Raw genomic sequence first — 13,694 nt, forward strand, 5'->3', positions numbered from 1 at the left:
GCCGGGACGTGATCACACCATCGCGTGAACCCTCGGCCGAACGGGAGTCGCGGCCCTCAGGTCCGTACCTGGATCAGCGCGTGGGTGCCGCCGGTGCGCCAGCGCTGCTCCTCGGCGGCCGTCAGCGCCGCTTCGACGTCGGCGGTCAGTCCGGTGATCACATCGGATTTCAGGGTGCGCAGGGCCGCGACCGGTCCCGGGAAGTACCGCGTGACGTCGGCGAACGGTGTGGTGGGGGGCCAGTACCGGTCGCCGACGAGACGACGGTAGTTGAGGTCGCCCTTGACGACGGTGACCGCGGCGGCGGCGAAGTCGGCGCGCAGGTCGTCCGGCATCTCCTCGTAGGGCAGCGGTGAGCAGGAGAAGGGATGCGCGCGCAGGGCGAGCCGGCCGTCGGAGAGGGCGGCCCACAGACCGCGCCCGTATGCGGCCGCCGCCCCCCTGGCGTCCGTGAGCCGGCGCACCGCGTCGACGACGTCGGCGGTGGTGGCGTCGGAGACGTAGTACGGGTACGGCTTGACGTGCAGTACCGCGCGACCGATGCGGCCGTGGGCGAGCAGGTGGGCGATCAGCAGAAGGTCCGGGACGAGTTCGCGGCCGGCGTTGTCGGCGACCAGGCACAGGGTGCCCGTACCGGAAGTGCCGAGCAGCGTCCACAGCCGCTCGCTGTCGTCGGCCACCAGGGCGGGGACGGCGGTGGTGTCCCCGGCCCCCTCGGCGGACAGCCGGAAGCCCAGGTCGGCACGGTTGCCCCACAGGGAGCCGTGCAGCAGGGCGCCCGCCCGTTCGCCCTCCGGGCGGCCGGTGAGGTCGTCGAGCGCGGCCAGTTCCTCGTCCGTGGCGGGCGAGTCGAGTTCGGCGAGTTTGGAGGGGCGGAACGGGTCGATGCCCTGCCAGGGACCGGGGCCGAAGTAGCCCACCGCGTCCAGCAGTCGGCGGTAGAACCAGCTTTCGGACCACAGCCATGGCACGTCGTACCAGGAGCGCCCGGCGTAGGTGTCCATCCCCCAGGCCTGCCAGCGCTCCCGGTCGTGCGTGCCGGCGGGGAGGGGTTCGACGGTGCCCGCGGTGCAGTTGGCCAGCAGGGCGTCGAGCGCGCCGTGCTGCGCGGGACCGTACGGGAGGGCCCCGCGCACCTGCCGGATGATCGCGGGGTGCCGCTCGGCCAGCACGCCGTGCGGGAACGTACCGGGCTCGTCGGCGACGATCACGGGCGCGGTGGGGGTGTCGGACATGCGGCTCACCGTAACGCGCGCCCGTCGTCGCGCGCCGGATGTCACACCGGCGCGATCTCCCGTTCCAGCCGTGCGGCCAGGCTGAGATAGCGCGCGCGCCGGGTCACGGGGACCAGACCGCGGATGAGGATCTGCCACATTTCGGCCGTGCGGCGCGGCTGGCGGGCGACGGATTCCCGGGAGCGGCCGACGACGCGGGTGCCGACGAAGAAGCAGACGAGGGAGTGGGCCACGACGTCGATGTCGACATCGGGGTGGACGTCGGCCTCCTTGACGGCGCCGAGGAGCCGGGCGGTGACGATGTCCAGCCACTCGGTGAAGGGGTGGCTGAGCGGAGGGCGCGGGCGGGTGCCGCCGGTGGCGAGCCGCAGGCCGGCCCGCAGGACGGGGTCCTCGGCGGACATCCTGGCTATGCAGAAGGTGAGGCGCATCAGCGCCTCCAGGGAGGTGTGGCCCCGGACCCCGGTCTCCCTGGCCAGTCGGCGGCAGGTCTCGGACTGGAGTTCCAGAATGGCGTGGGCGAGGTCCTCCTTCGCGGCGAAGTGGAAGTAGAGGGCTCCCTTGGTGACATGGGCGTGTTCGACGATGTCACTGAGACTGGTCGATTCGTAGCCCTGCCGGTCGAACAGGTCGGCGGCGGCCGTGATGATCGTCGCGCGGGTCTGCTCGGCGCGTACCTGCCTCGCCATCGCCTGAACTCCTGTGCCGAAAAGGAACGGGTCATGCCGTTTGTTTTAACGCCGGGTACACGATAACTCACCCTGCGCCAACATCAACCAGGCATACACACCGGCACACTTGGACGTATGCGGCAAAACAAACGCACCCTTCGAAAGAAAACAGCGCGTCCGGTATCTAAGTGTGTCAGGTGACGCCACAAAAGAAAACGGCGGGCCGACCGGTGCCCCATCCATCCACACCGGCCGGCCCGCCTGCCTGTGAGGCCGGCTCAGTAGGTCAGCCGTCCCGGGCTCCGCCCGTCCGGGTCGACGAGGGCGGCTACCGGCACCGAGGCCGTACGGGAAGCCGGCGTTCCCGCCGCCGGCCCTCCCGCCCGTTGCGGCGGCGCAGGCGGCGGCCCTGAACAACATGGCCACCGCGGCACCGGAACCGCACCCGGCGATGAGCCGCTCGGCCGGGATGCCCGCAGCGGCCGCGGTACGGGCCGCTGGGACGGCCGGCGCTCCGACGGGCGCGGCCCGGACGGAGGCGGCCGTCAGCAGGGCGACGGAGAGCGCCGCTACGGATATCGGCTTCCCTCTCGAGGAAGAGCCTTGGGAAGAGCTCGGGGCGGTGCGCAAGGGGGTGCCTTTCCTGTCGGGACCCCGGGCGGCGCGGAGTGCGGGGGGAGGGACCGATTCGCCTCGTCCTCGAAGCGGAGAGGTGAGCGGAGGGTGAATCGACGTGCGGCAGAGCGGTCGTCGGCCGGGGGCGAGCGGAGGCCCTTTCGGGGGGCGCGCCCGGGGGCCGGCAGCGCTCGAACGACAGGCAGCGCGCGGGCCGCCGGACTACGGGGGAAACCCTCGGCCCGGCAGGCAACCCACCCTTGACGAACTGCGGTTGACCAGGAACGGGACGCGATGCCCCGCATCGTCAGAGAGCTGAACGCACCGGCCGGTTCATCCGTACTGCACGCAAGGACCCAGCGCGATCCCGCTCCGCCGAAGGAGGCGTTCCGGATGTCCCGGACGACGACCGCACACCGCACCGCGCTCGCGGCGGCCCTCGTGACCCCGCTGCTGCTGCCGCTGTGGGTGGCAGCGCCGGCCCGGGCACACGGAGCGCCGACGGAGCCGGTGAGCCGCGTGGTGGCCTGCTCGCCCGAGGGCGGGGCGCGCGCGGCCACGGCGGCGTGCCGTGCCGCCGTCGCAGCCAACGGTGCGCCGTTCACGGCGTGGGACAACCTGAGGGTGCCGGACGTCGGCGGCCGGGACCGGCAGCGGATCCCCGACGGACAGCTGTGCGGCGGGGGTCTGCCCGCCTACCGGGGACTCGACCTCGCCCGCGCCGACTGGCCGGCGACCCGGGTGAGACCCGGTGCGGTGCTGCCGATGACGTACGTCTCGACGATCCCGCACGCCGGAACGTTCCGCGTGTATCTGACGAAGCCCGGCTACGATCCGGCGAAGCCGCTCACCTGGTCCGCCCTGCCCGAGCGGCCGTTGGCCGAGGTGACGGACCCGACTCTGACGGACGGCGCCTACCGATTCCGGGTGAACCTGCCCCCGGACCGGTCGGGACGTCATGTGCTGTACACGGTCTGGCAGAACAGCGGCACGCCGGACACGTACTACTCGTGTTCGGACGTGGTGTTTCCGGATCAGGAGGAACCGGCGGCCGGGAAGACGGCGGCCAGGCGGCGGGACGAGGCGCGGACGGACGCCGGGAAGACCGCGGCGCCTCCGGCACCGCGCCCCCGGACCCCGAGCGCCCCCGCCGCGAGCACCCCGGCGGCCCGCCCCTCGGAGCCCTCGAGCGCCCCCGCCGCCCGGACCGCCTCCGCCGCCCCCACCGGCCCTTCCGCCCCGCTGCTCGCGGGCGGCGCCCTCGCCGTCCTGGTGCTCACGGGAGGTGCCGCGCTCGCCCTGCGGCTGCGCCGGCGCTGAACCCGCCCCGCCACTTCCGGGAGTCGGGGGCACAGCCCGTACCGGCTGTTCGGTTCGGACGCCACGCGCGGCGCCCCCGTCCCTCACCGTTCATCACGATGCGGCAGCATCACCTCACTTCACGTGGTCTTTCACTTGACGACCAGTGGTCGCACAGGGTTGGCTCCGGGCCAGCGAAAGTCACGCGGTCGGCGGACGCCCCAGCGGCTGCCCTCCGTACTCGCCCCTGCTCTTGCTCGGCCGCACAGCGAGGTTCCGCACTCCTCATGAACAAGTCCTTCCCGTCACGCCGCTTCACCGGACACCGCATGGCGGCCCTGGCAGCCGCCGTCGGTCTGCTGGTGACCGGTTGCTCCGCGTTCGGCGCGGCCGACGACTCCTCGGACCCGCAGGACGCGGCCGGGCCCGGCTCGGGACGGATGAAGGTCACACTGGTCACCCATGGCAGTGAGGGCGACGCCTTCTGGGACCGGGTGAAGAAGGGTGCCGAGGCGGCGGCGGCCAAGGACGGCATCGAGCTGACGTATGTGAGCGACCCGGACCCGGCGGGGCAGGCCGAACTGGTCCGCGAGGCGGTCGGCGACGACGTCGACGGCATCGCGCTGACACTGGCCAAGCCGCAGGCCATGAAGGGCCCGGTGAACGAGGCACGGGCCGCGGACATCCCCGTGGTGGGGCTCAACTCGGGTATCGACGCCTGGAAGCCGACGGGGCTGCTGGAGTTCTTCGGCCAGGACGAGAGCGTCGCGGGCCGGGCCGTCGGCGAGAAGCTGAACGGGCTGAAGGCCAAGCACGCCCTGTGTGTCGTCCACGAGCGGGGCAACGTCGGCCTGGAGGCCCGCTGCGCCGGGGTGAAGAAGACCTTCGGCGGGAGGACGGAGAACCTCTACGTGGACGGCACCGACCCGAGCGCCGTCTCCGGCATCCTCACCGCCCGGCTGCGCCAGGACCCGTCCATCGACGAAGTCGTCACCCTCGGCGCGGACTTCGCGCTCACCGCGGTCGAGGCGGCCGCCGAAGCGGGCAGCGACGCCGGTGTCGCCACCTTCGACCTCAGCAAGGAACTGGTGGACGCCGTACGCGGCGGCAACGTGCAGTTCGCCGTCGACCAGCAGCCCTACCTGCAGGGCTATCTCGCCGTGGACGCGTTGTGGCTGTACCGGACCAACGGCAACATCAGCGGCGGCGGGGTCGCGCCGGTGCTGACCGGTCCGGCGTTCGTCACGAGGGCCAACGCGGACGCGGTCGCCGGGTTCGCCGCCGGCGGAACCCGTTGACGGGCCGGCCCGTGCGTACTCCTCCCCTCACCCGACCGCTGTAGGAGCACAATGTCTCCACGGACAGGTGCGCGGCGCCGTCTCGGCACCATTCGTCTCTCGCTGTTCCTCCTCGCGCTGGTTCCCAGCGTCAGCCTCGCCGGCATGTGGGGTCTGACGACGATCCAGATGTTCTCCGAAGGCCTGGAGCTGCGTTCGCAGACGGAACTGAGCCGGTCCACCGGTGCGATGGGCACGCACGCCACGCTCGCGCTGCAGAGGGAACGCCGGCTGACCGCCTCGTGGCTGGCGGCTCCGGGGAGCTCACGGTCCGCCCTCGACACACAGCGCGGGAAGACGGACGCGGCGGTCGCGAAGCTGGCCGGGCAGGCGGGCGTGATCGCCGAGGCACCGGCCCGCGTCTCGGACCGGCTGTACTCGGTGCTCGGCTCGGTGGGCAGCCTCGAGTACTACCGGGACCAGGTGGACAACCCCAGCGACATCACCGCCGAGGAGGCGCTCAACCAGTACACCTCGATCATCGACGACCAGATCCACGCCTTCCAGGAGCTCTCCCAGGTCGACGACGGGGATCTGACCTCGCAGGCCCAGCCGCTGATCGCGCTGGAGCACGCGGCCGAGCTGGTCTCCGAGGAGGACGCCCGCCTCACCCTCGCCTGGCCCTCGGGGCGCCTCGACGCGGAGAGCTGGGGCGAGTTCGCGGAGCTGGTCCACACCCGTCGCTGGCTGATCGAGGACCAGATCGTGCCGTCCCTGAGCGGCAGCACCAAGACGCAGACCGAGCGGATCCTGCAGAGCCCCGAGTGGCGTGCCCTGCAGGCGGTCGAGGACCAGGTGCTCGCCACCGCGCCGGAGGGCGAGGACCGCACGGTCGACCTGCCGGACCTGCGGGCGCGGTGGGACGAGGCCATGGACAAGGTCTCCCCGCAGTACGCCACGATGATCCGGCAGCAGACCGACGCACTGCTCAACCGCAGTGCCGACGAGGCCCGCAGCCTGCTGGTGACGGCCGCCTCCCTGAGTGCCGCGGGACTGCTCGCGCTCCTGCTGTGCTTCGGGCTGTCCTGGCGTATCACCCGCTCGCTGTCCCGCCGGCTGCGCGGTCTGCGGGTGGCCACGCTGGGGCTGGCGGAGGAGCGGCTGCCCGACGTGGTGGCCCGGCTGGAGCGCGGCGAGAAGGTCGACGCGGAGTCGGCCACGACCCCGCTGGACTACGGTGACGACGAACTGGGGCAGGTCGCGAACGCGTTCAACACCGCACAGCACACAGCCGTGCACACCGCGGTCGAACTGGCCGACGCCCGGCGCGGGTTCCAGAAGGTCATCCTCGGCATCGCCCGGCAGAGTCAGAACCTGGTCAACCTCCAGCTCAGCAAGCTCGATGCGCTGGAACGCCGGCACACCGACCCCGAGGTCCTCAAGGGCCTGTACGAACTGGATTCCACAGCCAGCCAGTTGCGCCGCTACGAGGAGAACCTGGTCATCATCAGCGGGGAGCGTCCCGGCCGTTCCTGGAGCGAGCCGGTCGCGCTGATCGACATCGTACGCAGCGCAGTCGGGGAAGTCGCCGAGTACCAGCGGGTGGAGGTCCTCACCGAGGAGGAGGTGTCGCTCGCCCCGCCGGCGGTGGCCGACGTGATCCACCTGCTGGCCGAGCTGATCGACAACGCGACGGTGTACTCGCCGGCGCCCAGCCCCGTCGGGGTGCGGGCGACCATGGTCGCCAAGGGCCTCGCCGTCGAGATCGAGGACCGGGGCCTCGGCATGGCGGAGGAGGACTACGCCTCCCTGAACGCCCAGTTGGCCAAGCCCCCGCAATTCGACGTGGTGGCGCTCGCCGACGACCTCCGGCTCGGCATGTTCGTGATCTCGCAGCTCGCGCACCGGCACGGCATCGCCGTCACCCTGCGGCCGTCGCCGTACGGCGGGACGACAGCGATCGTGCTGATCCCGCACGAGATCGTGGTGCGGGACGAGCCGCGCGGCAACGACCACCGGACCGCGGCGGACACCGGGGCCGCGCGGGACACGGTGGACGGTGGACGCGGGGAGGCCGCCCCCGGCACCCGGACGGACGCGGGCACGCGGGCCGCGGCGGCCCGGCCCGCCGCCACCCGGACCGCCGCCACCCGGACCGCCGGCGTGCCGGCGGCCGCCTCGGCGTCCGCCCCCCGCCCGGGCGGTCTCACCCCGCTCCCCCGCCGGGTGCCGCAGACCAGCCTGGCCGCCGAACTGCGCGAGGAGAGCGCGCCGGACGCCGGGGAGGAGACCGGCGAGGACTTCACGGCGGAACGCGCCGCCTCCTCCCTCTCGGGCTTCCAGCGCGGCACGAGCCAGGCACGGGACGACGGGACCGGCGACACCGACGAGGCCGTACCGGCACACGCGCCCGCCGCTTCCGCCGGGTTCCCGGATCCGCCCGCCGACCGCCGACCGCCGACCGCTCACGAAGGAACACCGTCATGACACGCCCCACCCCCGCCACCCACACCCAGCTGGACCAGCTGCTGACCGGACTCGTGGAACGGGTCGCCGACGTGAACCAGGCCGTGGTGCTCTCCGAGGACGGTCTGGTGGTCAGCAAGTCCACCGGCTTCCTGCGCGACGACGCGGAGCGCCTCGCGGCGACCGCCTCCGGTCTGATGAGCCTCAGCAAGGGCGTCAGCATGGACTTCCGCGGCGGCCCGGTGCGCCAGGCGCTCATCGAGATGGCCCACAGCTACCTGATCCTCACCTCGGCCGGTCCCGGTGCCCACCTGGTGGTGCTGACCGGTCCGAACGCGGACGTCGGCGTGGTGGCGTACCAGATGAACATGCTGGTGAAGAAGATCGGCGAGCACCTCAGCGCGGCGCCGCGAGAGGCCGCCGGGCCCGCAGCCGATCCCGGCGTGTGAGGTGGGCGGTAGCGACTCGGCCGGCCGGCTGGTCCGGCCGTTCACCCTGACCGGTGGCCGGACCCGACCCAGCCGCGCGGACTTCACGCTCATCACCACGGTGACGGCGGCGGATCCGCAGCCCGGGAGCGCGGCCCGGCCGCAGCCGGAGCACCTGCGGATCCTGCGGCTGTGCGACAGGCCGGTCGCGGTCGCCGAGCTCGCCGCGCGTCTGGACCTCCCGGTGAGCGTGGTCGTCATCATGCTCTGCGATCTGCTGGAGGCGGGCCGCATCACCGCCCACCCGCCGCACCCCGTCACCCGTACCACCCCGGATCTGGACCTGCTGCAGAAAGTGAGGGAGGGCCTTGGCCGGCTCTGACACCACCGCTCAGGCTTCCGCCGACCGTCCGGCACCCGACACGGTCAAGATCCTGATCGCCGGTGGCTTCGGCGTGGGCAAGACCACCATGGTCGGCTCGGTCAGCGAGATCGTCCCGCTGCGCACCGAGGAACCTCTGACCATGGCGGGACTCGACGTCGACGACCTGAACGGCGTCGAGGAGAAACGTGCCACCACGGTCGCCCTGGACTTCGGCCGGATCACCGTCTCGGACGATCTCGTGCTGTATCTCTTCGGCACGCCGGGGCAGCAGCGGTTCTGGTTCATGTGGAACGACCTGGCCCTCGGCGCGCTGGGCGCGGTGGTCCTGGTGGACGTGCGCCGTCCCAAGTCCAGTTTCGCCGCGATCGACTTCTTCGAGCGCCGGGGCATACCGTTCGTGATCGCCGTCAACGGCTTCCACGGTGAGCATCCGTACCCGGTGGAGGACATCCGGGATGCGCTGACGCTGCCGGAGGGCGTTCCGGTGCTGCTGTGCGACGCGCGCGAGCGGGAATCGAGCCGGGATGTGCTGATCGCGCTGGTCGACCGGCTGATCGCGCAGGCGGCCCCGGCGGGGTGAACGGCCCGTGGGGTGCGGCCGGTCGGCCGCACCCCGTCGGCGGTCAGTCCAGGCCGGCCGACTTCAGCCAGGCCTTGGCCACGTCCAGCGGGTCCTTCTTGTCCAGCTGGATCTGGGCGTCGAGGTCGAGGAGCGTCTCGGTGTCCAGTTTCGCCGACACGGCGTTGAGCGCGTCGACGCCCTCCCGGGGGAGCGCGTCCTTGTGGACCAGTGGGGTCACGTTGGCGAATCCGAAGAGGTTCTCCGGGTCCTTCAGGACGACGAACCCCTCCTTCACGATGGTCGGGTCCGTGGTGAAGATGTCCGCGGCCTGGACCTCGTTCGTGGTGAGCGCCGCCTGGGTCAGCGGGCCGCCCGCGTCAAGTGCCTTGAACGACTTGAACTTCAGCCCGTAGACGGCCTCCAGGCCCTTCAATCCCTGCTGCCGGGTCTGGAACTCGGGCGAGCCTCCGATCACCAGGTCCGGTGCGATGTCCTTGAGGTCGGCGAGGGTCGACTCGGCGGTGAGGCCGTACTTCTTGGCGGTCTCGGCGTTGACACTCACCGAGTCCTTGTCCTCCGCGGGTGACGGTTCCAGCAGCGTCAGCTTCTGGTCCAGCTTCGCCTTGACGGCCTCGTTCACCGCCTCCGTCGACTCCTGCCCGGCCTCGGGGTCGAGGTAGGCGAGGAGGGAGCCGTTGTACTCCGGCAGGACCGTGATGGAGCCGTTCTTCATCAGGCCGTACGTTGTCTCACGGCTGCCGATGTTGTGCTTGTAGCTGACCTTGAGCCCCTTGGCGCGGAGCGCCTCGCCGTAGATGTCGGCGAGCAGGGTGCTCTCGGCGAAGTTGTTCGAGCCGACGACGACGGTGCCCGTCTCGGCCTTCTCCCCCTCCAGGGGGTTGTCGGAGGTGTCGTCGGAGGAACAGCCCGCGAGCAGGGCCGCCGCGGCGGTGAGCGCGACGGCGGCCGCGCCGGTGTGCCTCGTTCTGGGCCTGCTGCTTTTCGCGGTAGAAGTCATTCGCCGATCCAATCCAGCCGTTTTACGGTCAGTCAAGAACATGGTGGTCACGGTTTGTCTCAGGGGTGGGGGCCGGACGTCAGCGCCTGCGTACGCCGGGCGACACCGCCAGCCGTCCCGCGGCCCAGAACAGCGCGAGGGTGGCGAGTGCCAGGACCGCCACCAGCGTGGCGCCGCCGACCACCTTCTCGTAGTCGCGCTGGTAGAGCCCGTCGATGATGTACCGGCCGAGACCGCCGAGACTGACGTACGCGGCGATGGTGGCCGTCGACACGATCTGGATGGCGGCGGACCGCAGGCCGCTCAGGATCAGCGGGAGCGCCACCGGTACTTCGACCTGGAACAGGATCCGCGACTCGTGCATGCCCATCCCCCTCGCGGCGTCCACCGGCGCGGGATCGACGGAGCGGACCGCCTCGTAGGTGGTCACCAGGATCGGCGGGACGGCCAGGACGACCAGCGGGATCATCACGGGCAGCAGACCGAAGCCGATGAGCAGGACGGCCAGCACCAGCAGGCCGAAACTGGGCAGCGCGCGGGCGGCGTTGGCGATGAAGGCGAGCGCGTTCCCACCGCGTCCGGTGTGCCCGGTCAGCAGACCGACGGGCAGGCCGACGGCGGCGGCGATCGCGAGGGCCAGCAACGAGTACTGGACGTGCTCCCAGAAGCGCTGCGGGATGCCGTCATAGCCCTGCCAGTGGGCGCTGTCGCCGAAGAAGGCGCTGACGAAGTTGAGGACGTTCACCGGACCGCGCCCTCCGGGGTGATCTCCGCCCGCCGCGCGGCGGGTTTCGGACGGGTGCCGCCGCGCGGCATCCACGGGGTCAGCAGCATCCGCAGCAGGACCAGCAGGGCGTCGCACGCGATCGCCAGTGCGGCCATCGTGAGCACGGCGTTCACCGCGAGCTCGGGCCGGTCGTACTTCTGCGCGGCCGCGAGCAGATTGCCGAGGGCGCCCTGGTTGCCGATCAGGGCGCCGACGCTGACCAGGGAGATGCTGGACGCGGTGGCGACCCGGAGCCCGGCGATGATGGCGGGCGCGGCGATCGGCAACTGCACCTGGAGGTAGCGCCGTACGGGCCCGAAGCCCATGGCGGTGGCCGCGGCGAGCGTCTCGTCCGGCACCGAGCGCACGCCGTCGACGATCGCCGGGACGAGGACCACGAGGCTGTAGAGGGCCAGCGGGATCATCACGGTGAGTTCGGTCTGGCCGGTGTAGTCGATGAGGACGACGAAGAACGCCAGGGACGGGATGGCGTACAGCACGGTCGTCACACCGAGCACGGGCGGGTACAGCCAGCGGAAGCGCCCGCACAACAGCGCGAGCGGCAGCGCGAGGGAGAGTCCGGCGGCCACCGGCAGCAGGGCCTCGCGCAGGTGCAGCCCGATCAGGCCGGACCAGCTGTGCTGGAGGTCGCTGGGAATGTCGAAGAAGCCGCTCACTTCGTGACCTTCTCGTCCTCGGCCCGGCCGGCCGTGGGGGCGGCGGTGTGGCCGGCCGTGTGGGCGGCGCGGATCGCCTCGCCGATGGTCTGCTGGGAGACGACGCCGGTCACCCGGCCGTCGTCGTCCACGGCGACCGCCCAGCCGGTGGGCGAGAGCACGGCGCAGTCCAGGGCGGCCCGCAGGGAGTCGGCGGCGGGCACGAACGGCCGCCCGTACGGCAGCAGCCGGTCGGTCCTGATGTCCCCGGCGGTCAGCTCGTCGCGGGCGGCCCAGCCGAGCGGGCGGCCGTTGGTGTCGGTGACCAAGAGGTACGGGGCCTTGACGGCGGCGATCCGTCCGGTCGTCGCGTCGGCCGGGATCACGGCGTCGGTCGTCAGCTCCAGTCCGGCCGAAGGGAAGAAGGACAGTCGGCGGATACCGCGGTCGGCGCCCAGGAAGTCCTCCACGAAGCCGTCCGCGGGAGCGGACAGCAGCTCCGCGGGCGGCGCGTACTGGGCCAGCCTGCCGCCCTCGCGCAGGACGGCGACCATGGTGCCGAGTTTGATCGCCTCGTCGATGTCGTGGGTGACGAAGACGATGGTCTTGCCCAGCTCGTCCTGGATGCGCAGCAGTTCGTCCTGCAGCCCTTTGCGCACCACGGGGTCGACGGCCGAGAACGGCTCGTCCATCAGCAGCACCGGCGGGTCCGCGGCGAGTGCCCGCGCCACCCCGACGCGCTGCTGCTGCCCGCCGGAGAGCTGGTACGGGTACCGCTTGGCCAGCGAGGTGTCCAGGCCCACCCGCTCCATCAGCTCCGCCGCCCGCTCCCGGGCCCGCTGCCGGCCCCAGCCGAGCATGCGGGGGACGGTGGCGATGTTGTCGACGATCGTGCGGTGCTGGAAGAGACCGGCGTTCTGGATGACGTATCCCATGGACCGGCGCAGGACGGTGACCGGTTGGCGCCGGCTGTCCACGCCGTCCAGCAGGATCGTTCCCTCGGTGGGTTCGACCATCCGGTTGATCATGCGGAGGGTGGTCGTCTTGCCGCACCCCGAGGGTCCGACGAGGACGGTGATCGAGCGGTCGGGAATCTCCAGCGACAGCCGGTCGACCGCCACCGTGCCGTCCGGGTACCGTTTCGTGACTGAATCGATCCGTATCAAGACGCCGAATGCCCTTCGGTGGCGGAAGTTTCTGACCGGGGTCGCACGCACTGTCGCCGGTGAGTGTAAACGGCACCACTGACAGAACCCCGGAACCCCGCACCCGGGTCACAACGGCCTCGGGTTAGGCCGCCACCTGCCCGGATCCGACCGCGGGAAACCCCGGGGTCCGCCGCACCCGCCGGTCCGCCGTCACGGCGAACACCTCGCAGCCGGGGCGCGCGGCAGCCCACGCGATCCCCTCGCGTCCCAGCGCGAAGGCCGCCGTGGCGACCGCGTCCGCCTCGGTCAGGGTGGGGGCGACGACGGTCAGGCTCAGCAGTGCGGTGGCGGGGCGGCCGGTGCGTCCGTCGACGATGTGGTCGCCACGTTCATAGCGTGCGGAGGTGGCGACCGCGCCGTCGGCGAGGCGGACTACGGCGCAGAGCCGGGCGGGTGCCGCAGTATGGGCGGGTGGAAAAAGTACGCCTCCTCGTCGTGGACGACGACCCGCCGATAGCCGACCTGGTGGCGACGGTCGCCCGGTACGAGGGCTGGGACGCGGTCACCGCCAACTCCGGTGAGGAGGCGCTGCGCCGCGCGGCCGAGTTCCGCCCGGACATCGTGGTGCTGGACCTGATGCTGCCGGACGTCGACGGCTTCGGCGTCCTGGACCGGCTGAGGCGCTCCGGGACGATGGTGCCGGTGGTGTTCCTCACCGCGCGGGACGGGGTCGCCGACCGGGTGGCGGGGCTGACCCGGGGCGGCGACGACTATCTGGTCAAGCCCTTCGCCGTGGAGGAGCTGATGGCGCGGCTGCGCACCGTGCTGCGGCGCAGCGCGGGGCCGGGGTTCCAGCGGTCGGTGCTGCGGGTGGCGGACCTGACGATGGACGAGGACACCCGTGAGGTGCGGCGCGGGGAACGGCTGCTGTCGCTGACACCGACCGAGTACGAGGTGCTGCGCTATCTGATGCGCCGCTCACCGACCGTGCTGACCAAGGCGCAGATCCTGGACCACGTGTGGGAGTACGGCTTCGGGGGCCGCTCCAACGTGGTGGAACTGGTGGTCAGCCGGCTGCGGCGCAAGCTGGACGACACCGGTGCGCCGCTGATCCAGACGGTGCGGGGCTTCGGGTACGTGATCCGGCAGGCGCCCGAGTGACCGCGTA

General features: G+C 71.8%; 13 protein-coding genes and 1 pseudogene. 7 read left to right on the plus strand and 7 right to left on the minus strand.

The window, feature by feature from the left end:
- Nucleotides 1–56: 56 nt before the first annotated feature.
- Together ACZ5C2_RS07405 and ACZ5C2_RS07410 are read right to left on the minus strand one after the other, a co-directional pair.
- Nucleotides 57–1,235: a damage-control phosphatase ARMT1 family protein gene (locus ACZ5C2_RS07405; protein ID WP_468787531.1), complete on the minus strand. Its 1,179-nt coding sequence runs from the start codon at nt 1,233–1,235 to the stop codon at nt 57–59.
- A 41-nt stretch (nt 1,236–1,276) separates the two neighbouring features.
- Complete coding sequence (locus ACZ5C2_RS07410; protein ID WP_468787533.1) at nt 1,277–1,924, minus strand: ScbR family autoregulator-binding transcription factor; 648 nt, start codon at nt 1,922–1,924, stop codon at nt 1,277–1,279.
- 990 nt (nt 1,925–2,914) lie between these two features.
- Between ACZ5C2_RS07410 and ACZ5C2_RS07415 the strand changes: the two genes are divergently transcribed.
- The 6 genes from ACZ5C2_RS07415 to ACZ5C2_RS07440 all read left to right on the plus strand — a co-directional run bounded on the left by ACZ5C2_RS07415 (nt 2,915) and on the right by ACZ5C2_RS07440 (nt 8,956).
- Nucleotides 2,915–3,841, plus strand: coding sequence for a lytic polysaccharide monooxygenase auxiliary activity family 9 protein (locus ACZ5C2_RS07415; protein WP_468787535.1), 927 nt, complete (start codon nt 2,915–2,917; stop codon nt 3,839–3,841).
- A 266-nt stretch (nt 3,842–4,107) separates the two neighbouring features.
- On the plus strand, nt 4,108–5,118 hold the full coding sequence (locus ACZ5C2_RS07420) for a substrate-binding domain-containing protein (protein WP_468787537.1): 1,011 nt from the start codon (nt 4,108–4,110) through the stop codon (nt 5,116–5,118).
- Nucleotides 5,119–5,169: 51 nt separating this feature from the next.
- Complete coding sequence (locus tag ACZ5C2_RS07425) at nt 5,170–7,584, plus strand: sensor histidine kinase (protein WP_468787539.1); 2,415 nt, start codon at nt 5,170–5,172, stop codon at nt 7,582–7,584.
- The gene (locus tag ACZ5C2_RS07430; protein WP_468787541.1) at nt 7,581–8,012 is read left to right on the plus strand and encodes a roadblock/LC7 domain-containing protein; all 432 of its coding nucleotides are present in this window, start codon (nt 7,581–7,583) and stop codon (nt 8,010–8,012) included. Before ACZ5C2_RS07425 ends, ACZ5C2_RS07430 begins: the two co-directional genes overlap by 4 nt.
- 1 nt (nt 8,013) lies before the next feature.
- The gene (locus ACZ5C2_RS07435; protein WP_468787543.1) at nt 8,014–8,373 is read left to right on the plus strand and encodes a DUF742 domain-containing protein; all 360 of its coding nucleotides are present in this window, start codon (nt 8,014–8,016) and stop codon (nt 8,371–8,373) included.
- A complete protein-coding gene (locus ACZ5C2_RS07440; RefSeq protein ID WP_468787545.1) occupies nt 8,360–8,956 on the plus strand; it encodes a GTP-binding protein in 597 nt (198 codons plus the stop codon). The genes ACZ5C2_RS07435 and ACZ5C2_RS07440 overlap by 14 nt, the downstream gene beginning before the upstream one ends.
- A 43-nt stretch (nt 8,957–8,999) precedes the next feature.
- Here ACZ5C2_RS07440 and ACZ5C2_RS07445 read toward each other — a convergent pair whose 3' ends face one another.
- The 5 genes and pseudogenes from ACZ5C2_RS07445 to ACZ5C2_RS07465 form a co-directional block, all read right to left on the minus strand.
- Nucleotides 9,000–9,956 carry an ABC transporter substrate-binding protein gene (locus ACZ5C2_RS07445; RefSeq protein ID WP_468787547.1) on the minus strand — a complete coding sequence of 319 codons (957 nt, stop codon included), beginning with the start codon at nt 9,954–9,956 and terminating at the stop codon, nt 9,000–9,002.
- 79 nt (nt 9,957–10,035) lie between these two features.
- A complete protein-coding gene (locus tag ACZ5C2_RS07450) occupies nt 10,036–10,701 on the minus strand; it encodes an ABC transporter permease (RefSeq protein ID WP_468787549.1) in 666 nt (221 codons plus the stop codon).
- On the minus strand, nt 10,698–11,399 hold the full coding sequence (locus ACZ5C2_RS07455) for an ABC transporter permease (protein ID WP_468787551.1): 702 nt from the start codon (nt 11,397–11,399) through the stop codon (nt 10,698–10,700). The genes ACZ5C2_RS07450 and ACZ5C2_RS07455 overlap by 4 nt, the downstream gene beginning before the upstream one ends.
- On the minus strand, nt 11,396–12,544 hold the full coding sequence (locus tag ACZ5C2_RS07460) for an ABC transporter ATP-binding protein (protein WP_468787553.1): 1,149 nt from the start codon (nt 12,542–12,544) through the stop codon (nt 11,396–11,398). The genes ACZ5C2_RS07455 and ACZ5C2_RS07460 overlap by 4 nt, the downstream gene beginning before the upstream one ends.
- Before the next feature lie 124 nt (nt 12,545–12,668).
- A pseudogene (locus ACZ5C2_RS07465) lies at nt 12,669–13,049 on the minus strand (FAD:protein FMN transferase); the annotation flags it as partial.
- On the opposite strand from ACZ5C2_RS07465, the gene ACZ5C2_RS07470 reads away from it, so the two are divergent.
- Nucleotides 12,998–13,687: a response regulator transcription factor gene (locus ACZ5C2_RS07470; RefSeq protein ID WP_468787554.1), complete on the plus strand. Its 690-nt coding sequence runs from the start codon at nt 12,998–13,000 to the stop codon at nt 13,685–13,687. The pseudogene ACZ5C2_RS07465 and the gene ACZ5C2_RS07470 sit on opposite strands and share 52 nt — an antisense overlap.
- Nucleotides 13,688–13,694: the final 7 nt, after the last annotated feature.

It is taken from the genome of Streptomyces sp. NPDC031365, assembly GCF_055569765.1.